Consider the following 23729-nt stretch of genomic DNA (forward strand, 5'->3'; position numbering starts at 1 on the left):
TTATTTTCTTAATCCTAGTTCAGCAATAATTGCTCTATATCTTTCGATATCTTTGTTTTTAAGATAATCTAATAATCTTTTTCTTTTACCTACCATTTTAACAAGTGATTTCTCAGTAGCGAAGTCTTTGTGATTAGACTTTAAGTGCTGAGATAGGTGGTTAATTCTGTAAGTGAAAAGAGCGATTTGCCCTTCTGCACTACCTGTGTCCTGTGCAGATTTTCCGTGCTTTGCGAAGATTTCTGCCTTTTTTTCTTTAGTTAAATACATTCCAATATTATTTAATGATTATTATGTATGAAGTTGCAAATTTAGTATTTTTTTTTGTATCCCACAACAAGTATTTGTGGTAGTGCCCTTTTGATTTAATAAAATCCCTTTTCAGCCCTAAATTCTATACTCTATTTTTATTTTATTTTCTCTATTTTTACGCTCTAAAAACAAAGGTGTATGTATCTTATTTTTGACACGGAAACTACGGGATTACCAAAGAATTTTAATGCTCCATTATCAGATTCGGATAACTGGCCGAGAATGGTGCAGATAGCTTGGCAGCTGCACGATGAAGAGGGTAATTTAGTGGAAAATCAAGATTATATCATCAAGCCAGAGGGTTATGATATTCCGTTCAATGCTACTAGGATACACGGGATTTCTACTAAAATGGCTCACGAGCAAGGGCGAGATTTGGTGGAAGTTTTAGAAGAGTTTAGAGAAGTCCTAAAAAAAACAAAGATAGTCGCTGGACACAATATTGAGTTTGATTATAATATTGTGGGAGCGGAATTTTATAGAAAGTCTATAGAAAATGTGTTAGAAAAAATTCCATCTGCCGATACTATGGCACTTGGGACAGACTACTGTCAGCTTGGAGGAGGTAGGAACGGAAAGTATAAACCGCCCAAATTGGAGGAGCTTTACGAAAAACTCTATGGTGAAAAATTTGATGAAGCTCACAATGCTGCTGCCGATGTAAATGCCACGGCACAAGTCTTTTTTGAAATGATGCGTGTTGGGATTATTCCTGCGGAAACGCTTAAAATTTCGGAAGAGCAGCTTAAGGTTTATCAAGAAAACCACCCGAGTCCTATTCGTCCGTTTGCGATTGTTATCAGGAGGCAAGTAGAGGACTTTAATAAAAAGAAAAAAAGAACCGATTTTGGCGATATTAGTGAGATTGAACTTGGTGATTATTTCAATTTTCATAATCATAGTATCTTTTCATCTTTACAGTCTACCACTTCCATAGGAGATTTGATTGATAAGGCTAAAAATAATCAGTTTCCTGCTGTTGGTATGGTAGATTTAGGTAATATGATGGGGGCTTTCAAATTCGTTTCTGATGTAGAAAAATACAATTCTGGCGTTAAAAAAGCTCATCAAGAATATTTAGTTAATAAACAAAAAGCGGAAGAAGAGGGTGTAGATTTCAATGAAAATGCTCCAGAATCTAAAGAACTTATGGCGGTATTGGGCTGCGAATTCTATATTTCTGACCGTCCAGAGCAAAAACAATTTACCAAAGACGACCCTGACAGAAGAACTAATGTTGTACTTCTCGCTAAAAACTTTAATGGTTATAAAAATTTAGCGAAGTTGTCCAGTTTAGGATATGTTAATGGTTTTTATTTTGGTGTACCTAGGGTGTCTAGGGAGATGGTGGCACAGTACAAAGAAGATGTTATTGCGGTAACATCGGGTATTTATGGAGATATTCCAGATGCTATTTTGAATTTTGGTGAGCAAAAAGGAGAAGAACGATTTAAGTGGTGGAAGGAAACTTTCGGTGGGGATTTCTATGTTCAGCTTCAAAATCACGGTTTGCAAGAAGAGGAGCATTTGAATGAGGTTTTGCTAGATTTTGCAGATAGATACAATGTGAAAATTTTAGCCCAAAATGAAACTTTTTATACTGATAAATCTGATGCTAATATTCAAGATATTGTAAGTTGTATCAAAGATGGCGAAAAGCTATCCACACCAGTAGGGAAAGGCTTTGGCAAGAGAAAAGGATTGAGGTCTCAAGAGTTTTACATCAAAGATGCAGAGGAACTTAAGCAGTGCTTTAGACAGTATCCAGACGCTTTTGAGGCTTATACAGAATTGTTGTCAAAATTTGAACCTTATACTCTTAAAAGAGATGTTTTGTTGCCTAAATTTGATATTCCAGAAGAGTTTCAATCTGAGGAAGATTTGAAAGACGGTGGCAAAAGGGGAGAAAATGCCTATCTGCGACACCTTACCTATGAAGGAGCTAAGAAGCGTTATGATGAAATTACTGATGATATAAGAGAAAGGCTAGATTTTGAGCTAGAAATTATTGCTAATACAGGCTATCCAGGGTATTTCTTGATTGTTCAAGATTTTTGTAACGAAGCGAGAAAGATGGGCGTATGGGTAGGTCCTGGTAGGGGTTCGGCGGCAGGTTCGGCGGTGGCTTATTGTATTGGGATTACCAATGTAGACCCTATAAAATATGACCTCCTTTTTGAGCGTTTTTTAAATCCTGAAAGAATTTCAATGCCCGATATTGATATTGATTTTGATGATGAAGGAAGGGATAGAATCATTAAATGGGTTATTGATAAATACGGTAAATCTAATGTAGCACAGATTATTACCTACTCTGTTTTGGGTGGAAAGTCGGCGATTAAAGATGCGGGTAGGGTGCTAGATGTTCCTATTCCAGAAACCAATAATATTGCGAAACTTGTGCCTTCTGTACCAGGAATGAACATTGCTAAGGCTTTGTCTAAATACGATAAACTTAAAGATGAAGATAAAGTTTTGGTTGATGAAATGAAGGCGGTTTTAGACAATCCTAACGACCAGCGTTTCCCCGTGTTAGATTCGGCGAAAAAAATGGAAGGTTGCATTAGAAATACAGGAATCCATGCTTGTGGAGTGATTATTACACCTGAAGATATTTCTAATTTGGTGCCTATCTCGATAGCAGCTAAAGATGCCGATATTTTGGTCTCTCAGTTTGATAACTCGGTGGCAGAAAGTGCGGGGCTTTTAAAAATGGACTTTTTAGGGCTGAGGACTTTAACTATCATTAAAGATGCGCTTAAACTCGTAAAAGAAAGGCACGGTATAGACATCAATCCAGATGAAATTTCTTTAGATGATGCTAAGACTTATCAACTTTTTAAAGAGGGAAGAACCATAGGGATTTTCCAATACGAAAGCCCTGGTATGCAAAAATATATGAGGGAATTAAAGCCTACCGTTTTTGCGGATTTAATTGCGATGAATGCTTTGTATCGTCCAGGACCAATTAAGTATATTCCTAACTTTATCAATCGTAAACACGGCATTGAAGAAATTATTTACGACCTCCCAGAGACCGAAGAATACCTTAAAGAAACTTACGGAATTACTGTTTATCAGGAGCAGGTAATGCTTTTGTCTCAAAAATTGGCAAACTTTACCAAAGGTGAAGCAGATACTTTGAGAAAGGCTATGGGGAAAAAACAGATAGATGTTCTTAATAAGATGTACCCTAAGTTTATAGAAGGTGGTAAAAAGAATAATCTAGACGAAGAAAAACTCAATAAAATTTGGAACGATTGGAAGGCATTTGCAGAATATGCATTTAACAAATCTCACTCTACTTGTTATGCACTTATTGCTTATCAAACGGCGTTTTTAAAGGCAAATTATCCAGCCGAGTATATGGCGAGTGTGATGAGTAATAACATTAACAACACGGCACAAATCACAATGTTTATGGAAGATTGTAGAGCTATGGGTGTAGATGTTTTAGGACCAGATGTTAATGAAAGTCAGTATAAATTTTCGGTGAATGATAAAGGACAGATAAGGTTTGGTTTAGGGGCGATAAAGGGTATTGGTGAAGGTCCTAGTGAAGCAATTAGCCAAGAAAGAGCGAAAGGAAAATTTAAAAATATCTATGACTTCTTTGAAAGAGTAACCCCGTCACAAGTGAATAAAAGAGTGGTGGAGAGTTTGGTAATGGCAGGAGCGTTTGATGAGGTGGATACCTACCATAGAGCACAATATTTTGATATTGATAACTCTGGTAAAACTAATATAGAGAAACTCATTAGATATGGACAAAGTTTCCAGGAAAGTAAAAATGAGGTGGAAAACTCTCTTTTTGCGGATTTTGCAGAGGAAATACAAATAGAACAGCCTAAAATAGCACCAGCTATGGAGTGGCAAAATATGCATAAACTTAATAAGGAGAAAGAAATTATAGGATTCTACTTATCAGCTCACCCGTTAGATGAGTATAAATATCAGTTTCGCTTTATACAAGGTGAATTGAGTAAAAAAGAAGTCTTATCTCAAAAAGATGAAATCTTAGAAGAATTGCAATCTATCCCAAAAGAATCGGTTTTAATAGAAGATACGGAAGATGAACCAGATTTAGCGGTAGACTTGGATTTGGTAGAAGGTGAAGATGGAGAAATAGTGGAGGAGGAAGTTAAAAATGTAGAACCTAAGGGGAGTTTTAATTTTTTAAATTTAGATGAAGTAGAAGCCTTTAAAGATAATATTGCAAGTAGCATCAATCCTAATTTATTCTCGGAGAAAGAGGCTTGGAAAGAACTAAGAAAAATTAATGATGCGGCTAAAGAATATACCGTGGCAGGGCTAATTACAGAATATACCATAAGAGATGGTAAAAATAGTGGAGAAAAAATTGCATTTTTGACCTTGGAAGATTATAGTGGGTCGTATGGTTTTCGTTTAGGAGATAGAGATTATATGCGTCTTAGAGAAAAGTTAGCTTTACAAAGATTTGTGATTGTTAAGATAAAAATGGTAATTTCTAAGGACGGTAGAGTTTTTGTGAATATAAATGAAGTGATAGACCTTAAAGATGCCTTTGAAAAATATGCAAAATCACTATCTATTGTAGCAGATATTACTGATATTAGAAGAGCTGATATTGATTTCTTCCAAAACGATTTACTCTCTCATCACGGAGAGCATAAGTTAAGTTTCTATCTTAAAAATCCTAATGATGAAACGGAGCTAGAATTACCATCAATACAGAAGAAAATCAATATAAGTGCAGAACTTTTGTATAAAATTCAGCAGTATAATAAGTATCAGATATTTCTTAACTAAAATGATAGTTATAAATTCATTCGCTTGATGTTTATTTATTCAATGTTGTATTAAAAATAGAAGATGAAGAAAGTAAAAGAGAATGAAAAAATGGAGCCATTAAATTTACAAAATTGGAGAAATACTCCTTCAACTAACAATAGAGTTGCAACAATAGAAGATGTTGAAAAAGGAAGAGCAGTATTTGTTATTGAAAATGTAAGCCCAAGTAGCCTTAAGCCATATAAAATTGAATTACCAAAACTGGCGTATTGGAATGATGTTGAGTTAGGTCAAAGAAAATTGGTTGTAATAATTCAAGTAGAGGAAACACCAGATGGAATAATCACTGGTTATAAAGATTTTGAAGGGAAATATGGAGTGGGATTTTTTTATGAATTTGAAATTTTGAGCGAGTCGCAAGTTAAAACCCTACGATAGAAATACAAATACAGTCTTACCTGATTAGAGGACACTATATAGTCTTTTACTTTTATCTATATTTTAAATTCTAATCAAAATTGTGATGAGTATCATCGTTTTTATTTTTGTTCCAAATCCATAGACCTATGGTAATGCCTGCTGCTCCAGCAATCCCGTTCATTAAAGCTCTCTCTAGTTGGTCTGGAGCATTAGAGTTACCAAGATAGTTCATTAAAAATACAACAACAAATGTAATGATAACGATGAGGTAAAATTTAGGGTTTTTATTAAAATCCATATTTTTATCTTAATTTGTATGAAATCATAATACCACCTCTATAAGGAATCCATTCTCCACTTTTATTCCAATAGTCTGGATGGCTCTCATATCTTTTCAAGAAATGTGGTGGTTCTTCTGTTGGTTCGTAGCCGTGATAAAAACCTTGTGAAGTTCCTCCACCTAAGAAAAAGTCAATATTCCATTTATCTTTCCATTGGTACTGATATCCAACTACAGCCCCTATCATATAATTAAACCCTCTTTGAAATTTTTTTGTGTCAAGGTAATTCCATTTGGTCATATCAAAAACTCCGACTCCAGCGTTTGCTCCAATATACCAACCATTAAATGCTTCCTTAAAATAATATCTACCCTCTAAATGTCCCATATAAATTTGCATATGATTGCCGAACGCAGATTTCCAAGGTGAAATAAGGATATCCCCTTGTATGGTGTACTTGGGTGCTAATTGATACTCTAGCCCTCCATTGATAATAGATAAAGGTAAAGTAAGGAGGTTTCCTTTAATATATATGGATTTAGATCTTGGTAAGAGTTCTTCTTGTGTAGATTGGGCTGATGTTAGAGTCATCAAGCTCAAAAAGAATATAAAAACTATATTTTTCATAACGCAAATATATAATAAATAAAACAAAAACCACTCCGTATGAGAGTGGTTTTCTATAGTGGTGACTACCAGTACTTAGTGGGAGATGAAACTAAATATCTAGAAAAAATAAGAATAGACCGTTTATTCTCCGCTTTGCGGGGATTTGGCATTTAACCTATTATTTAGGGGCTTACATTTACTACAGACTATCCTAATATCATTATGTCAGGAGAGTATGATTGGATTTTGGATAGAGGGAAGGAAAATGAGTAGAAAGCAGATGAAATATCCTCTGCAAATATACTTGGACTGTAATTTTTTTATTTGTTCAAAAATAGTCATTTATGAAAATGAGCGTCGTGAATAGGAGTAAGGCGAATATAAATACTGAATAACGCTACTTAAAGAAGTAACCATATATAGTTTATAGTTTTAAGAAATGCATAATATTTACTATTAAGGGGAGAAAAATCAAGTTCTTTGTAAATTTTTGAACGAGAACGATGAGTATTTTGTATATTCTTATCAACTATTAAAAATACCTTAAAATTGACTGGATTCCTTTGTGATATGTTATTTAAGAGATTTTATATCAATGGGTGCAAATTTGTTTTATTTTTCTATAATGTTTTATATTTTGTTAACTAAAGAATTATACATAGTCCTAAATACTTGTAATTTATATCAATACTTAGAATATTAAAATTTATTAGCTCTAAATCATTCATTTTAGGCTTTTCTCTTTGATAATTTAAAATTTGAAGGTTAAGCAAAATGCCTAAAACTTCTAAAATTTTTCATACATTTGTCCCGAATTTACACGGATATTTCTACATTTAATCAAGGATGAATAAAATAACCATTTTTATTACTTTTATATCAGCAACAAATATCGTTGCACAGAATACAGAAAAAGAAAAATTAGTAGATAGCATTGTGATAAATGCTAGAGCTAAAGTAAAACAAGAAAGAAAGGAATTCTTTAAACAAGCTCAATCTACGGAGATTATATCCGCTTATGAGGTGGAAAGGAATAATCCTCACTTTATAGAGCAATCACTAGGAACAATGGCAGGAGTTCAGGTAGAAAAAAGAACTCAATTTGGTGGACAAAGAGTTGTTTTGAGAGGTTATGGTAACGACCAGAAATTCAATAACTGGGGAGTGAAGTTTTACCTCAATTCGGCACCAATTACTAATGCCGATGGTGTTACTATTTTAGAAGATATAGATTTTTCTCTTATCAATAATATTGAGGTCGTTAAAGGCCCTGCTTCTACACTTTATGGTGGAGGTACAGGTGGAGCTGTAAGGTTCTATATGCGTCCAGAAACTAAAAAAGGCACTCATTTGTCAGAATCTTTGGCTTTTGGTTCGTTTGGTTTGTTTCAGTCTAATACTAAGGTAGAAACAGTAACGGATAATGCAAATATTATGTTCAACTATGGGCATATAGGGAGTGATGGTTATCGTCCTAGAGGTAATACTAGGAAAAATAACTATGCTTTTATGGGAAACTTTAAATTGGCACAGGCTCATAGTTTGATGGTGTATGCGAGTCATAACAATTCTTATGAAGGCGTTACAGGACAGATTTCTCTTCAGGATTATTACGATGGAAAAGACCCTGGTAATGCAGCCTATGCTAGGAAGAACGCAGAAAACCATTTCATTGCAACCAGAACGATTATAGGTCATCAATGGAAAATCAATCCTAATATTACCTATAATACCTCTTTATTTTATCATCATTTAGATACTAAGCGAACGGCTGCAGGAGCGGCAGAAAACTCTCAACAACCAAGCTATGGTGCAAGGTCTGAGCTAAGATGGAGTTATCCTATTTCCGAAGATTTTAAAAATGAAATGGAAACAGGTGGAGAATATCTTATTTCTAGAGCTTTAATCTCTAATTATCGTTTTGACGGTAGTTTGGATAAACCAGATTTACAGACTCGACCGTTATCTAAAAGAGGTACTTATTTTAAGTATGATAATTATAATTTCTCGGTATTTCTTACCAATAGATTAACCTATCAACCTTTAGACTTATCTCTTCTTCTAGGTGTGAGTGGTAACAAGCAAGGTTATGATAGAACGGACTTGTTGGCTTACCCTGGACTGTTAGAAGGCTACAAACAAGATGCGTCATTCAAGAAAGATTTTTCTATGGTTTTAACCCCTCATATAGCATTACAAAAAAAATGGAAGAATCAATTATTTAATTTAAGTTATAGTGAGGGTTATAATGCACCTACGGCTTCTACGGCATTCGTTTCTGCTACGGGAAAAGCTAATGATTTACTCAAAGCAGAGCGTGCTAAAATGTGGGATTTTTCAGTACACGGATTGCTAGGAAAAACGAAATTTGATTATCAAATATCCTTATTTGACATCAGAGTTCAAGATAAGCTAACTCAACTTTGGGCTAGCGATGGTGCTGGAGATGTGTACTCTTATTGGGGGAATACAGGAAATCAGTTTAATAGAGGGATAGAGTTAAGTCTAGGTTATGCTTATACATCTAATAGTTTAATAAATAAAGTATTACCTTATTTCAATCTTTCTAAATATGATTTTAAATATCAGTCTTTTAGTATGTTAGGCGAAGATTACTCTGGTAAAAAGGTGGTAGGTATACCATCAGTAAAATATTCTTTTGGATTGGATTTTGATACGCGTTTTGGGCTTTATGTTAGAAATACATTTAATTATTTAAGTGATGTTTATACTGATTTTGCCAACGAAATCAATGTAAAAGGTTTTCATCAATACAATGCCAAGATAGGCTACAAAAAGGAGTTTGGTAAGTGGAGTTTAGACGCTTATGTAGCAGGGAATAATTTAACGAATAGAGTCAACTATGCCTTTCTATTTGTAGGGAATGCGGTAGGCGATACAGACTTAGGTAATGGTTATCCTGTTGGGGTAACTACCGATGTTAACCCTGGTCCAGCAAGAGCTTATTTCTTCGGAGGAACTACCATTAAGTATAGCTTTTAGTAGAATATTCCATACTATTTTTAGAACCGTTTTAGAAGGGAAATGCCCAACTGAAACGGTTTTTTTATGCTATCTTTGCACTCAATTTCAATTTTCTAGAGAATGAATTACATCACTGCTGAAAATCTTACCAAATCTTACGGAATTAAAACTCTATTTCAAGATATTTCTTTTAACATCAATGAAGGCGATAAAATTGCCATTGTTGCCAAAAATGGAAGTGGAAAATCTACTCTTCTTAAAATTATTTTAGGAAAAGAAATTCCAGATAGCGGTTCGGTATTGGTAAATAAAGATATACAAGTGGTGCTTTTTGACCAAGAAATTACTTTCGATGCGGAGGATACTGTGGAAGAATTTATGATGAAGTTAGATTCAGAATCTATAAATGCTGTTAGAAATTACCATCTGTCTTTACAATCTACAGATACAGCGTTTATTGAGAAGGCTCTCGCAGATATGGAAATTCATAAAGCGTGGGATTTAGAAAATGAAATGAAACAAATTCTCTTTCAGCTCAAAATTACAGACCTTAATGCCAAAATGGGAACACTGTCAGGAGGGCAAGTAAAGAGAGTTGCATTAGCGAAATTGCTTACAGAAACTAGGGCTGAGCATAAACATACGCTTTTAATTATGGACGAGCCTACCAACCATTTAGATGTGGATATGGTAGAATGGTTAGAAAATTACCTTTCCAAAGCGAGGATTACTCTTTTATTAGTAACACACGATAGATACTTTTTAGATAGTGTTTGCGATGTAATTTGGGAGATGGAAGACCAGCAACTATACATACATCAAGGGAGCTATGCTACTTATCTAGAAAACAAAATGATTAGGGAAGAAAACCTGCAATCTACCATAGATAAAGCCAATAATCTTTACCGTAAAGAATTGGAATGGATGAGGAGGCAGCCCAAAGCACGAACTACAAAATCAAAAAGTAGAATAGAGGCTTTCTACGAAACAGAAAAAGTTGCTAAGACAGATACTCGAAAAGATAGCTTGGAGCTAGACTTTAAAATGGAGCGTTTGGGCAAAAAGATTCTTGAGCTTAGAAATATCAACAAAAAGTATGATGATAAAGTGATATTAAAGGATTTTTCTTATCAGTTTCAGCGAGGTGAAAAGGTGGGGATTGTAGGGCAAAATGGAGCGGGTAAATCCACATTACTTAATATTATCCAAGGGTTAGAAAACTATGATAATGGAGAGATAGAAACAGGAGAAACCATAAAATTTGGCTATTTTTCTCAAAAAGGACTTACCTATAAGGAAGACGAAAGGGTAATTGATTTCATCAAAGAAATATCCGAAAACTTTCCATTAGCTAATGGAAGAACTATTTCTGCGTCGCAATTTCTACGATTATTTTTATTTGATGACCAAGCACAATATTCACCAATTTCTAAACTTTCTGGAGGAGAGAAGAGAAGGCTGCATTTGATGTATGTGTTGTATCAAAACCCTAATTTTTTAATTTTTGATGAACCTACCAATGATTTAGATTTACCTACCTTAAGCGTTTTGGAAAACTTTTTACAAAACTTTCAAGGTACATTAGCCATAGTGTCGCACGATAGATATTTTATGGATAGAGTGGTAGACCATATTTTGGCATTTGAGGGAGATGGTAAAGTAAGAGATTTCACAGGTAACTTTACAGAATATAGAGCCGCTAAAGATTTAGAGCTAAAACAAAATAATAAGGAAAAAGAAAAAGTTGAAATTCCTCAGACAGAAAGAAAAGAGCCTTTACCTAAGAAAAAACTATCTTTTAAAGAACAGAGAGAACTAGAAGAAATAGAAAAACAATTACCAAAGCTAGAAGAAGAAAGAGAAGTTATACTCACACAGCTCAACGGAGAAACAGATTATGAGAAAGTGGCTAGTCTATCAGGACTGTTAGAAAAAAACGCCCAAGAGTTAGAGAGAATAGAGATGAGGTGGCTAGAGTTACAAGAAATCTTATCATAGAGTTAAAGTGTGATTAAGGTGTAAGAACAAGGAGGAGAGAAATTTTATCTGCTAAATAAAAAAAGAAACTTACTAGGTCTATTATTAAAAAATACCGAAATTTGTATCAGAATAAAAGTAAGAATAAGATGTTCACAATATTATCAGAAGAGTTTTCATTAGTTACAGAATGGATTAACGATTTAAGAAATGTTTCCGTACAAACGGACAGAATGAAGTTTCGTAGAAATATGGAAAGAATAGGTGAGATAGCCGCTTTTGAAATTAGTAAGCATTTGCCTTTTAAAGAGGTAGAAGTTACTACTCCTTTAGATAAAGTCATTTCAAGAGAAATAGAAACTCAACCTGTTATTACAACCATATTGAGGGCTGGTGTGCCTTTGTTTCAAGGAGTGCTAAATTATTTTGATAAAGCAGATTGTGGTTTTGTAGCGGCATATAGAAAGCACGATGCTAACGATTATTTTAGCATAAAGCAAGATTACCTTACCTGCCCTAATATTGAGGGACGACCACTTATTGTGGCAGACCCAATGCTAGCCACAGGAGCTTCGCTAATCGAAGCTATTAAAGATTTGCTTACTAATGGTAACCCTTCACAAATTCATATAGTAGCGGCTATTGCGAGTAAAGAAGGAGTAGAAACCCTTCAAAAGGCGTATCCAGAAGCTTATGTTTGGGTAGGTGCGGTAGATGAAAAACTTACAGACAAAGGCTACATAACTCCAGGATTAGGAGATGCAGGAGATTTAAGTTACGGAGAAAAATTACAGCGATAGGGTCGAATACAAATTTTTTAAAAATCGTAATTGATAAAACTTCTGTATATGAGCTTTTTTCATATGTGGAAGTTTTTTATCTTTGGAGTGATAAATTTGCTTTATGTATAAGTTAATAGATATAGATAATTATTTTGAAGGGAAGCTTCAAATCGCATATATCAATCAGCCAGAATCGTTTAATAGCCTTAATAAATCAGTTTTAGAGGAATTATTACATTTTATAAAAGCTTGCGATGCAGACTCTAGTGTACGCTGTATTGCAATTAGCGGTAAAGGTAAGGCATTTTGTTCTGGACAGAATTTAAAGGAGGCTTTAGATTATAAAACGGAAGCCAACGAAGAACGCTTTATCCAGAGGATTGTGATAGATTATTATAATCCATTAGTGAAGGCTATTGTTTACGCTAAAAAACCAGTAATTGCATTGGTTAATGGCCCTGCGGTTGGTGCAGGAGCAATGTTGGCTCTTATTTGTGATTTTGCAGTGGCATCAGAGTCAGCGTATTTTTCCCTAGCTTTTTCTAATATAGGACTAGTGCCAGATACAGCGGGTACGTATTATTTACCTAAACTTTTAGGGCGTTCCTTAGCGAGTTATTTGGCATTTACAGGGAAGAAATTATCTGCTAAAGAGGCTTTAGAAAGAGGTTTGGTTGCTGATGTTTTTTCAGACGCTACTTTTTCGGAACAATCTTTACAAGTCTTAGAACATATTACTCATCAGCCTACTGTGGCATTGGGGCTTACAAAAAAAGCATTTAACAAATCTTATCAGAATAGTCTATCGGAGCAGTTAGATTTGGAGAGTATTCTCCAGCAAGATGCTGCGGAAACTTTGGATTTTCAGGAAGGAATAAGTGCCTTTTTGGAAAAAAGGAAGCCTCAATATAAAGGGAAATAAGCATTTAATTTAATTCATATTTTATAAGTCTATGGTATTATCTATGACGGGGTTCGGGAGAGCCGAAAGTACTTTTCAAAATAAAAAGATAAGTATAGATATTAAATCTGTTAATAGTAAAGGGTTAGATATTAGTCTTAGAATGCCCTCGATATATAGAGAAAAAGAATTTCTGATTAAAAAGATAATTTCGGAAACCATTTTGAGAGGGAAGGTTGATTGTTGCATTAGTATAGAAAGCTTGGTTCAAGAGAGCCAATTGGTACTAAATAAAGAGATAATTCAAAATTATATTACTCAATTTAAAGAGATTGTTTCGGAAGATACGCCAGACTTTGAACTTCTAAAAATGGCGATGAGGTTGCCTGATGCTACAACTTACAATACGGAGGAAATTTCGGATGAAGAATGGGTTTTTATAGAACAATTGTTGTTAGAAGCCATCAATAACTTTACAGAATTTAGAAAAACCGAAGGACAGTCTTTGCAAGAAGAATTACAAAAAAATATTACCAATATTGGTCTGAATTTAGAAAAAGTAATGCCTTTTGAAGCGGAGCGATTGGCTAATATCAAAGAAAAATATCAGAAAGCGTTGCAAGATTTCGAAAATGTAGATGAAACTAGATTCTACCAAGAGATGGCTTATTACACTGAAAAGTTAGATGTTTCAGAAGAAAAAGTAAGGTTGGCTCAGCATCTTAAATACTACCAAGATACGATGCTTCAAGATGAATTTAATGGTAAGAAATTAGGTTTTATAGCCCAAGAGATAGGGCGAGAAATCAACACATTAGGTTCTAAAGCTAACCATGCAGAAATTCAGAAATTGGTAGTATTGATGAAAGACGATTTGGAAAAAATTAAAGAACAAACGCTTAATGTATTGTAAACGATAATAAAAAGGTAAAACATTGGATAAAGTTATTATATTTTCGGCACCATCGGGGAGTGGTAAAACCACATTGGTAAAGTATTGTTTAGAGAAATTTTCCAATTTGGAGTTTTCTATATCTGCTACGACAAGACAGCCGAGAGGTGCAGAGCAAGATGGTAAAGATTATCATTTTTTAAGTTTAGAAAAGTTTAAACAACTGATTTCAGAAGAGGCTTTTGTCGAGTACGAAGAAGTCTATACGGATAAATTTTATGGCACATTAAAATCGGAAGTGGAGCGTATTTGGAAATTGGGCAATACCGTTATTTTTGATGTAGATGTAGTGGGAGGTGTTAATCTTAAAAATATTTTTGGAGAAAAAGCTCTTTCTATATTCATTGCACCGCCAAGCATTGAGGAGTTAAAAAACAGACTTATTTCTAGAGGAACTGATGATGAGGCGACTATTAAAATCAGAGTAGATAAAGCGGCAGAGGAACTTTCTTATCAAGATAAATTCGATAAAATTATCATTAACGATGATTTATCCGTAGCTCAGAAAGAAGTAGAACAAGTGATTCATCAATTTTTAAACTAATGGAAGAAAATAAAAAAAACACCAAAACTAATCTACCAGTTCCAGATTTTTTAAAATATCAAGAGTTTCAGATGCCAGCAGACGACCGTTTAGAAGAAGAAATATTGAAGCTGAAACAGGAAAAACAAATCCCAATATTAGCTCATAGTTTATACGGGGCAGTATTTTTAGAAAAAGTATCAGACGCTTCGGGCAATCTTTTAGAAATAGCAAAAAAAATAGAAGAAAGAAAATGGACAAAAGTTCTATTTTCAGGGACGATGTTTCAAGCAGGGGTTCTTAAAGGTCTATTCCCAAATACTATTTTTTGGATTCCTAAGGAAGTGAGTAAAGGTACTTTGGAAGAAGATTTTTATGATACTCTAAGAGAAGTTTATCTTAGTCTTAAGTACGAATATCCAATCGTTGAATTAGAAGACGATTCTCTTTTGGTAAATTATCAAAAATAAAAATATTTTATGGCGTCAAAAATCATTTTAGAGGATATTAAAATCTATGCCTACCATGGGGTCTTGCCGGAAGAAAATATTGTAGGTACTTACTACTTAGTTAATTTGGAGTGCGATGTGGATTTATGGAGTGCGGCTCAAACAGATAATTTGGAAGATACCATCAGCTATGCGGAGCTTAATGACATAGTACATCAGGAGATGAATGTTAACTCCAAATTGTTGGAGCATGTGGCAGGACGAATTATTAAAACTGTTCTGACTAAATATCCTAAAATTACCTACATCAAGGTTAAAATTACCAAAAAATCACCACCTATGAGAGGCGAAGTTCAGGGAGCAAGTGTGGTGTTAGAGAAAAATAATCAATAATAAAGTTCTTTAAATCATAGGATTAAAATACTTTATTTGAAAAAAACTATAAAATTTTGAACATATAATATAATTAAGTTATTTTTGGAGGAAAATAAAATATATAAAATGAATACACCAGCAGAACTAAAGTACACTAAAGACCATGAATGGGTAAAAGTTGAAGGTAATATAGCAACAGTTGGCATTACAGATTTTGCACAGTCTGAGCTAGGAGATATTGTTTTCGTAGATGTAGATACTGTAGATGAAACTTTGAATTCAGGTGAAGTTTTCGGTAGTGTAGAAGCCGTTAAAACGGTTTCAGACCTTTACTTACCATTAGCAGGAAAAGTTGTGGAGTTCAACGAAGCGTTAGAAGATGAGCCAGAATTGGTAAATACAGATCCTTACGGAAAAGGTTGGATTATAAAGTTAGAAATTTCAGAAGGCGTAGACCAATCGGAATTATTATCTTCTGAACAATACCTAGAAGTCATTGGTTAAAAAATACCATCATATTGTAAAAATAGTAATGCCCATTTATTGGGCATTACTTACTTATGTTCTTCTCAAACCTGTGGGAGAACACAAGGACTATTGGTTCCTATTTCAAGGGATAGATAAAGTAGTTCATTTTAGTATGTTTTTTGTGTTAGGCTTTTTATTTCGTTGGGCATATCCCAAAGCTAGTGTGTATGCCTACTATTTTATCCTTGTTGCTTACGCTATTCTTACCGAAATTTTTCAGCAAGTTATGGCACTTGGGCGTTCTGCTGAGTGGCTAGACCTTTTAGCAGATACCATAGGTTTGATACTAGCCTATTATGTATATACTAAAGTGTTGTTGCTTTTTACAAGAAAGTAAAATTTTAAATTTATAAATGGAGAAATTTAAGTTTGGATGATAGGTCCTCTCTTATTAACACAATATAGAAATAGAAATAAATAAAAAAGCCGAAGGTGCGTGATATATACACCTTCAGCTTTTACTAAACCAATTAAAACCTTATTATTATGAACAATTATTTTATCATAGTCTAAAGCTGTACCATTTCGGTAACTTCTACATCATAGCCTGAAATCACAGGCTTCTGATTTGGGTTTTGAGTAATTACTCTAAATTTAGTTATGCCTAAATGTTTTAAAATCTGTGTACCTACTCCATACTCCATATAGTTTGCAGATAGTGTAGGGCGCTGTACTTGCCCATCTTGATAATCTAAAAACTGCTGGAGTTTCCTCATCGTATTTTCTGCATTAGAAACATTATTGATAAATATAACTGCCCCTCTACCTTCTTCATTTATCATTTTGGTCACTTTTTCCAAAAGATTTTGCTCTCCAGAAATAAACCTACTCAATACATCAAAATACGAACTAGAACTTTGTACTCTTACCAAAATAGGCTCGTCTTCTGCCCATTCTCCTTTTGTAAAGGCGAAGTGAATTTGCTCGGTATGCTTTTCTTGAAACGCATAGAACTTAAATTCTCCGTAAAGCGTTTTTACAGTTCTCTCTTCTATTTTGTTTACTAGGTCTCCTTTTCTAAGACGGTATTCTATTAGGTCTTCTATGGAGACTATTTTAAGGTCGTGTTTCCTTGCTAATTCTACCAACTGTGGTAGTCTTGCCATCGTCCCATCATCATTCATAATTTCGCAGATAACTCCACCCTCTTTCAGCCCTGCTAGTTTGGTAAGATCTATTGCTGCTTCGGTGTGTCCTGCTCTTTTTAGAACCCCTCCTTTTTTAGCTCTAAGTGGGAATATATGCCCTGGGCGCATAAAATCTGTCGGTTTAGTAGAACTATTCATTAGTGCTTGAATAGTCTTGGCTCTATCACTCGCAGAAATGCCCGTAGAAACCCCTTCGCCCAACAAATCTATGGACACGGTAAAAGCAGTTTCTTTAGGGTCGCTGGTACGGGAGACCATAATATCTAGCCCCAGCTCATCGCATCTTTCCTCTGGTAGTGGTGTGCATATAAGCCCACGACCATAGATAGTCATAAAATTGATGATTTCTGGTGTGGTAAGCTCTGCCGCAGAAAGAAAATCGCCTTCGTTTTCTCTGTTTTCGTCATCTACAACGATGATGATTTTTCCGTTTCTAAGGTCTTCCAATGCCTCTGGAATGGTATTGAGTTTTATATCCGACATCTTTTAATTTTATATTGGAAACAAAGATAATAGGATTAAAGGGTTCTAGCAAATTTTTGGAAAATTAGTAAGGAACATTTTTTTTTATAAAAATATAATCAAGTATTTTTGTAGCGATATTGATGCAACGAAAACAGCAGAACTTTTTAGAATTCAACAGAAATACCATTAACCGATATTTTAGGACTTTTCGGAAAGCAATTTTTGAAAAAACAATAAGAAGATTTAAGTTTATTTTTATAGAGAAGTTGAATTAGATGGGGTTTATTTTGGAGCAAGACGATTACGAGGGATTAACAGACCCTAAAAACAAAGAAGAGGAACTTGGAAACAATCTATTTTTGGTGTTTTTGAAAGAAAAGACGGTTTATATCGAACTGATTCCAAATGCAAAAAGTGAAACCTTAAGAAAAGTTATTCAAGGAAAAATTTCATTGGAAAGTATTTTTTTATGGGTGGTTGGCGAGACTATAATGGGCTTTTGGATATGGAATACGAGAAGCATTTCAAGATTGATAAGAGTAAAAGTTTTTCAATAAAATTCATGGGAAGAGGTAGCGTTGAAATACTCCCTTTCAAATTTCTTATTCATAAATATTAGATTTTAATAAGAAACTGCCCCAGAGTACAGGTGTTGGGACAAAATTTAGGACAAAAATTAAAACGGATAGTAAATCTACCGTTAATCTAAGTTCCTATTATTAGCACTTAGTGGCTTATTTACTATCCGTTTTTTCTAAATGGTGGTGCCTCCAGGAATCGAACCAGGGACACAAGGATTTTCAGTCCTTTGCTCTACCAACTGAGCTAAGGCACCATAATTGCTTCTATCAGTTGTTTTTTAGTGGTGCAAAGATATATATATTATCAATACAAAACAAGTGTGTTTTGGAATTTTTATGAATTTTGTGGTTAATATTTTGATAATCAGATTTATTTTTTTTGCTCTTCGGAGCCTAGTTGTTCACTCATTTCCTCCAATACAGGTTTAATGGTGCTTTCAGGAAGATCGCTGATACGAATGTACATTAGTCCATCAATCGCATCATTAAAGTTTGGGTCTACATTAAAGGAGATAACTTTAGCATTTTGCTTAATGTACTTCTTTATCAATACAGGTAATCTCATTTCTGGTTCCAAATCGTCAATGAGTTTGTCTAATTTTCCTAAATCTGCTTCTATACCGTCAAAAAATAAGTTTTTATCCCTTTCTTTTAATTTGATTTTAAACTCATTTTTTGGGTGTATGTATTGAGCCACAGCAGAATCGTAGTAATGAGAGCGCATAAAATCTATCATAAGCGACTTAGAAAATTCCGAAAATTTATTGCTGATACTTACACCTCCCATTAAAAACTTGTGGTCTGGGTTTCTTAAACAAACATGAACGATGCCCTTCCAAAGAAGAAATAGAGGAAAAGGTTTCTGTTGGTATTCTATAGAAATATAGGCTCTTCCCATTTCTATTACTTTTCGGAAAAAAGGTTGTAGCTCTTGGTCAAACTCAAAAAGAGAACTCGTGTAAAAGCCTTTAATACCGTGTTTTTTTATGACCTCCCTCCCTAAAGCCATTCTGTAAGCGCCTGCGAGTTTTTGGGCTTCTTTATCCCATAAGAAAAGATGGTGATAGTGTTTGTCGTATTCATCTAAATCAAAGGGGAGATTGCTGCCTTCTCCCACTGCACGGAAGGTAAGTTCTCTTTGTCTGCCTATTTCTCTCATAATGGACGGTATCTCTTGGTAGGAACAGAAGAAGACTTCGTAATTTCCATTGTCAAAGAGCATTTTTCCTTTATTCCTCAAGGTTTTTGTTTCCTTAATCAAGTCTTCTTGGGGTGTTTCGTCTATTATGTTTTGGACTATATTTTCTGACTTACTTGGAATTCTTAAATTGAGATTAGGAAGTTTCATTAAATCTGCCAACGATTGCCTTTTGTCATAATAAGTTTTCATAAGGCAAATTTTCTTTTGTAGCAGATGCTCCATTTCCTCCACAGAGTCGCAGTCTTCTATGGTTTTTACAGAAACAGGTTTCCCAATTCTTACTCTAATAGGCTTTTCTCTTTTGTTCATCATTTCAGATGGAAGCATTAGAGTTTGTAAATCAGGGTGTATTTTAGACATTGCGTAAAACAGCTTACTATTTTTAGCATGAAAATACATTGGGACTATTGGGACTTTAGCCTTTTTCATAAGTTTAAGTGCTGGTTTTTCCCATTCTTTATCCATAATTTGGGCAAAAGCATTATTCTTGTTAGAAACCTCTCCCGCAGGGAATATACCTACGCAACCACCTTCTTCGAGATGTTTTAGGGTGGCTTTCATTCCTTGTAGGCTACTGCGAATTTCTTTTCTGTTTTCAAAAGGATTTACAGGGATTACAAAAGGTTTCATAGGTTCAATTTTCTCTAAGAGGAAATTGCCCATAATTTTAAAATCAGGTCTAATTTCAGTTAAAATTTTGCACATTAATATACCGTCTATTGCTCCTAGAGGGTGATTGGCAACTAATATAAAAGGTCCTGTTTTAGGTATTTTTTGTAAATCTTCTTCAAAGACAATATACTTTAAGTTTCTTTCTTTTACAAAGGCTTCAAAAAAGCCTTTGCCTTTTGTATGTTTTATTTTGTCATAAAGATTATTCACTTGGTTTATCCTTGTCAAGCGCATAATAAGGGAGGCAATAGGGAGTTTTAAAAATCCTATTTTATCCAAACCAGTTACCTTTATTAAATCTTTCTTAGAAATGAGACTCATTGGTTTTTAATTTTTTAATTCTGGAGAATTACAATTTGGACAGTATTTTTGGAAATTTGTTCCAATAAAATATTTTTACCTTCATAAAGTCTGTCCAGTTTATCCATATCAGCATTCCTTATGGTGAATAAAGAGGCATTCTTGTAAACTTCTGTTTTGAAATTAGCTTGTAGTACCTCATTAAGCTCGTCTAGTTTTCCGAATTTATCCTCTAAGCAAAGTGCCAATGATATGGCAGAATTTTGCATCAACGATACTTTTATCTTTAATTGGGATAAAATATTGAAAATGAAACTAATATGGTCTTCTGCTATGAAAGAAAAATCTCGGGAGGATATTTTAATTAGGTTTTGATTTTCCTTGAGAATGAAACTTTCTTCCTTTTGATTTTCTTCTGAAATACCAACTTTGGTTCCTGCTTTTTGTGGTTCTACAAAAGATTTTACAAAGAACGGAATATTTTTTTGCTTTAAAGGTTGTAAAGTTTTTGGGTGGATTACAGAGGCTCCGTAGTATGCCATTTCTATAGCTTCTTCGTAAGAAATGTTAGAAAGTAGTTTAACATCTTTAAATTTTCTAGGGTCTCCAGTCATAACACCTGGGACATCTTTCCAAATGGTCATTGCATTAGCATTAAGGCAGTATGCAAAAATCGCAGCGGAATAATCGGAGCCTTCACGCCCTAGTGTTACAGTGAAATTATTGGCATCAGAACCAATGAATCCTTGTGTTACATAGCATTTCTCTTTATTGAGTTGTGAGATGTTGGTTTCGGTTTCTGTCCAATCTACCACACCTTCACGGTAGGTATCATTGGTTTTAATGAAATCTCTAGCATCAATCCAATCATTACTAAAGTTTCTAGAATTGAGGTATTCGCTAAGGATTTTAGAAGAAATCATTTCTCCACAACTTACCACTTGGTCATAAACAAAGCTATAATTAGGTGATTTATTCCTTCTTAAGAAAGCTTGCACGTCATCAAAAAACAACGAAATTTCATCAAAAACAGGGTGATTTTCATCAAAAAGCCCAGAGGCTATTTCTATATGTGATGTTTTTATTTTCTGAATTTCTTCATTATAATTTCCTTTCTGGAAGTAGACTTCTACAACTTTTTCCAAAGCGTTAGTAGTTTTGCCCATAGCGGAAACTACGAGCAGACATTCTTTAAAACCTTGATTTTCTAGTACAAATGCTACATTTTTAACACTTTCGGAGTCTTTTACCGAGGCTCCTCCAAACTTAAATATTTTCATACAATGTGTTATTAAAAGCTAAATAATTCTTAGCGTTAAGGTCTTCCGACAGACTAAAACAATTTCCAAAAGTATTAAAATCAGTTGAAAAAAAGAAATACAAAAATTTAATTTGGATAAAAAAGTTTCCTTAGTTGTGAAAATTCAAACAAAATTACGAAATTTGTGGCTCTAACTAATAAATCTAAAAATGTCACAACAACCATTACAAACGTTAGGTGAGTTTATAATTGATAAACAAGATGATTTTCAGTATTCTACGGGAGAGCTTTCTAGGCTTTTAAGTGCTATAAGGTTAGCCTCTAAAGTAGTGAACAGAGAAGTGAATAAAGCTGGGATTGCGGATATCATTGGCAAGGCAGGGAATACCAATATACAAGGAGAAGACCAGCAAAAATTAGATGTCTTGGCTAATGATATTTTCATTAACGCTCTTTCTCAGAGAGAAGTGGTGTGTGGTATCGCTTCGGAAGAAAGTGATGATTTTATAGAAATAAAATCAGGTGAGAATGGGCATTTGAGCAAATATGTGGTATTGATAGATCCTTTAGATGGGTCGTCTAACATAGATGTTAATGTATCGGTAGGGACGATTTTCTCTATTTATAGAAGAGTTACGGAGCCAGGAACTCCTGTGCAGCTAGAAGACTTTTTGCAAAAAGGTGTTAATCAAATTGCGGCAGGGTATGTAGTGTATGGTTCTTCTACAATGATTGTTTATACCACAGGGAACGGAGTTAATGGCTTTACATTAGACCCAAGTTTGGGTACTTATTATCTTTCTCACCCTAATATGCAGTTTCCTAAAAAAGGGAAAATATATTCCATAAACGAAGGTAATTATATTAAATTTCCACAAGGGGTTAAAGATTATTTAAAATACTGCCAAATGGAAGAAGGGGACCGTCCTTACACTTCTCGTTATATAGGCTCTTTGGTTTCGGATTTTCATAGAAATATGATTAAAGGTGGAATTTACATCTATCCGTCTTATTCACAGGCTCCTAACGGAAAACTAAGACTTCTATATGAATGTAATCCGATGGCATTTTTAGCAGAACAAGCGGGAGGTAGAGCGTCTAATGGTTTTCAAAGAATTTTGGAAATAGAGCCTACAGAGTTGCACCAAAGAGTGCCGTTTTTCTGTGGAAGCGAAGAAATGGTAAAAAAAGCAGAGGAGTTTATGGATCAAGCTAAAGATGCTTAATGAGGGCTAATTATAATAAATATACACTCAAATTCAAAACACCCAGCGGTACTTCGCGGGGTGTTTTGGCTACTAAGGAAACTTATTTTCTAGAGGTTGCAGACGGTATAAACAAAGGGCAGGGAGAGTGTGGTTTGTTTAGAGGGTTGAGTTATGATGATGTTCCTGATTATGAAGAAAAATTGATTTGGTTGTGCGAAAATATACATTTAGCTCCTGAAGTTTTGAGAGAACATCTTCGTCATTACCCGTCTATATGGATAGGTTATGAACAGGCGATGATGAACTTGGTTCAGGATAAGTATGTTTATTTCCCGTCAGATTTTACAGAGAGTAAAGATTTTATCAAAATCAATGGGTTGATATGGATGGGGTCGGTAGAGTTTATGCAAAAACAAATAGAAGATAAACTTTCTCAAGGTTTTGATTGTATTAAACTAAAAATAGGAGTTGATTGGGCTTCCGAGAGGCAAATTATTTCCGAGTTAAGGCATATTTATCCTAAAAATCAATTAGAAATAAGAGTAGATGCCAATGGAGCTTTTACAATGGAGGAAGCGAAAACGGTATTACAACAACTTTCTGATTTAGAAATTCATTCCATTGAACAACCCATAAAGGCAGGGCAATTAGAAGAAATGTCAATGCTGTGTCAGAATACGCCTACACCTATAGCTTTGGATGAAGAACTGATAGGCGTGGTGCAGGTGGAAGAGAAACAAAAATTATTAGAAAAAATAAAACCTCAATACATTATTTTGAAACCTTCTCTAGTAGGCGGTTTTTCTGGGACTGATGAATGGATAAGTTTAGCAGAAACTTTAGGTATAGGCTGGTGGATAACCTCTGCTTTAGAAAGTAATATCGGTCTTAATGCTATTGCCCAATACACTTATACTAAACAAAGTAAGATGCCTCAAGGATTGGGTACTGGTGGCTTGTTTACCAATAATCTAGAAACACCTATTGTTCTTAACGGAGATAGGTTAGGGTTTGTTAAATTTTAGT

The 23729-nt window shown here is 34.4% G+C and carries 20 protein-coding genes, 1 tRNA gene and 1 pseudogene; 15 read left to right on the forward strand and 7 right to left on the reverse strand.

Annotated elements, in window-relative coordinates:
• A complete protein-coding gene (gene rpsO / locus D1003_RS04235; RefSeq protein WP_004918697.1) occupies nucleotides 1-270 on the reverse strand; it encodes a 30S ribosomal protein S15 in 270 nt (89 codons plus the stop codon).
• A gap of 180 nt (nucleotides 271-450) precedes the next feature.
• Here rpsO and dnaE point away from each other — a divergent pair, with 180 nt between their 5' ends.
• Nucleotides 451-5103, forward strand: coding sequence for a DNA polymerase III subunit alpha (dnaE, locus tag D1003_RS04240; protein ID WP_153935844.1), 4653 nt, complete (start codon nucleotides 451-453; stop codon nucleotides 5101-5103).
• A 63-nt stretch (nucleotides 5104-5166) separates the two neighbouring features.
• Complete coding sequence (locus D1003_RS04245; RefSeq protein ID WP_014938189.1) at nucleotides 5167-5523, forward strand: hypothetical protein; 357 nt, start codon at nucleotides 5167-5169, stop codon at nucleotides 5521-5523.
• A 70-nt stretch (nucleotides 5524-5593) separates the two neighbouring features.
• On the opposite strand, the gene D1003_RS04250 is transcribed toward D1003_RS04245, so the two are convergent.
• Nucleotides 5594-5803, reverse strand: coding sequence for a hypothetical protein (locus D1003_RS04250; RefSeq protein ID WP_153935845.1), 210 nt, complete (start codon nucleotides 5801-5803; stop codon nucleotides 5594-5596).
• Between the two features lie 4 nt (nucleotides 5804-5807).
• Nucleotides 5808-6413 (reverse strand): DUF3575 domain-containing protein, encoded by a 606-nt coding sequence (locus tag D1003_RS04255; protein WP_153935846.1) that lies wholly within the window; start codon nucleotides 6411-6413, stop codon nucleotides 5808-5810.
• An 828-nt stretch (nucleotides 6414-7241) separates the two neighbouring features.
• On the opposite strand from D1003_RS04255, the gene D1003_RS04260 reads away from it, so the two are divergent.
• The 10 genes from D1003_RS04260 (at nucleotide 7242) to D1003_RS04305 (ending at nucleotide 16204) form a co-directional block, all read left to right on the forward strand.
• Nucleotides 7242-9398 (forward strand): TonB-dependent receptor, encoded by a 2157-nt coding sequence (locus D1003_RS04260; RefSeq protein ID WP_153935847.1) that lies wholly within the window; start codon nucleotides 7242-7244, stop codon nucleotides 9396-9398.
• Nucleotides 9399-9500: 102 nt separating this feature from the next.
• Nucleotides 9501-11378 carry an ABC-F family ATP-binding cassette domain-containing protein gene (locus tag D1003_RS04265; protein ID WP_153935848.1) on the forward strand — a complete coding sequence of 626 codons (1878 nt, stop codon included), beginning with the start codon at nucleotides 9501-9503 and terminating at the stop codon, nucleotides 11376-11378.
• 128 nt (nucleotides 11379-11506) lie between these two features.
• Nucleotides 11507-12157, forward strand: a complete 651-nt coding sequence (gene upp, locus D1003_RS04270) for a uracil phosphoribosyltransferase (RefSeq protein WP_153935849.1) — start codon at nucleotides 11507-11509, stop codon at nucleotides 12155-12157.
• A gap of 103 nt (nucleotides 12158-12260) precedes the next feature.
• Nucleotides 12261-13061, forward strand: a complete 801-nt coding sequence (locus D1003_RS04275) for an enoyl-CoA hydratase/isomerase family protein (RefSeq protein WP_153935850.1) — start codon at nucleotides 12261-12263, stop codon at nucleotides 13059-13061.
• A gap of 43 nt (nucleotides 13062-13104) precedes the next feature.
• Nucleotides 13105-13953 (forward strand): YicC/YloC family endoribonuclease, encoded by an 849-nt coding sequence (locus D1003_RS04280; RefSeq protein WP_153935891.1) that lies wholly within the window; start codon nucleotides 13105-13107, stop codon nucleotides 13951-13953.
• 22 nt (nucleotides 13954-13975) lie between these two features.
• A complete protein-coding gene (gene gmk, locus D1003_RS04285) occupies nucleotides 13976-14536 on the forward strand; it encodes a guanylate kinase (protein ID WP_153935851.1) in 561 nt (186 codons plus the stop codon).
• On the forward strand, nucleotides 14536-14985 hold the full coding sequence (nadA, locus tag D1003_RS04290) for a quinolinate synthase NadA (protein ID WP_052911669.1): 450 nt from the start codon (nucleotides 14536-14538) through the stop codon (nucleotides 14983-14985). The genes gmk and nadA overlap by 1 nt, the downstream gene beginning before the upstream one ends.
• A gap of 9 nt (nucleotides 14986-14994) precedes the next feature.
• The gene (folB, locus tag D1003_RS04295; protein WP_052911670.1) at nucleotides 14995-15357 is read left to right on the forward strand and encodes a dihydroneopterin aldolase; all 363 of its coding nucleotides are present in this window, start codon (nucleotides 14995-14997) and stop codon (nucleotides 15355-15357) included.
• A 108-nt stretch (nucleotides 15358-15465) separates the two neighbouring features.
• Nucleotides 15466-15843, forward strand: a complete 378-nt coding sequence (gene gcvH / locus D1003_RS04300) for a glycine cleavage system protein GcvH (RefSeq protein ID WP_153935852.1) — start codon at nucleotides 15466-15468, stop codon at nucleotides 15841-15843.
• Nucleotides 15844-15871: 28 nt separating this feature from the next.
• Complete coding sequence (locus tag D1003_RS04305) at nucleotides 15872-16204, forward strand: VanZ family protein (protein ID WP_153935853.1); 333 nt, start codon at nucleotides 15872-15874, stop codon at nucleotides 16202-16204.
• A 172-nt stretch (nucleotides 16205-16376) separates the two neighbouring features.
• Here D1003_RS04305 and ribB read toward each other — a convergent pair whose 3' ends face one another.
• A complete protein-coding gene (gene ribB / locus D1003_RS04310; protein WP_153935854.1) occupies nucleotides 16377-17498 on the reverse strand; it encodes a 3,4-dihydroxy-2-butanone-4-phosphate synthase in 1122 nt (373 codons plus the stop codon).
• Between the two features lie 52 nt (nucleotides 17499-17550).
• On the opposite strand from ribB, the pseudogene D1003_RS04315 reads away from it, so the two are divergent.
• Nucleotides 17551-18033: pseudogene (locus D1003_RS04315) on the forward strand (transposase); the annotation flags it as partial.
• Between the two features lie 206 nt (nucleotides 18034-18239).
• Here the strand turns inward: D1003_RS04315 and D1003_RS04320 are convergent.
• The 3 genes from D1003_RS04320 to D1003_RS04330 form a co-directional block, all read right to left on the reverse strand.
• Nucleotides 18240-18315 (reverse strand) — tRNA-Phe (locus D1003_RS04320).
• Nucleotides 18316-18431: 116 nt separating this feature from the next.
• Nucleotides 18432-20255, reverse strand: coding sequence for a lysophospholipid acyltransferase family protein (locus tag D1003_RS04325; protein WP_153935855.1), 1824 nt, complete (start codon nucleotides 20253-20255; stop codon nucleotides 18432-18434).
• Nucleotides 20256-20269: 14 nt separating this feature from the next.
• Nucleotides 20270-21514 (reverse strand): aspartate kinase, encoded by a 1245-nt coding sequence (locus tag D1003_RS04330; protein ID WP_153935856.1) that lies wholly within the window; start codon nucleotides 21512-21514, stop codon nucleotides 20270-20272.
• A gap of 190 nt (nucleotides 21515-21704) precedes the next feature.
• Between D1003_RS04330 and fbp the strand changes: the two genes are divergently transcribed.
• Both fbp and D1003_RS04340 read left to right on the forward strand, forming a co-directional pair.
• Nucleotides 21705-22721 (forward strand): class 1 fructose-bisphosphatase, encoded by a 1017-nt coding sequence (gene fbp / locus D1003_RS04335; RefSeq protein WP_153935857.1) that lies wholly within the window; start codon nucleotides 21705-21707, stop codon nucleotides 22719-22721.
• On the forward strand, nucleotides 22721-23728 hold the full coding sequence (locus tag D1003_RS04340) for an o-succinylbenzoate synthase (RefSeq protein WP_153935858.1): 1008 nt from the start codon (nucleotides 22721-22723) through the stop codon (nucleotides 23726-23728). Before fbp ends, D1003_RS04340 begins: the two co-directional genes overlap by 1 nt.
• Nucleotide 23729: the final 1 nt, after the last annotated feature.

Origin of the sequence: Riemerella anatipestifer (assembly GCF_009663465.1) — a bacterium.
Lineage (GTDB): Bacteria > Bacteroidota > Bacteroidia > Flavobacteriales > Weeksellaceae > Riemerella > Riemerella anatipestifer_C.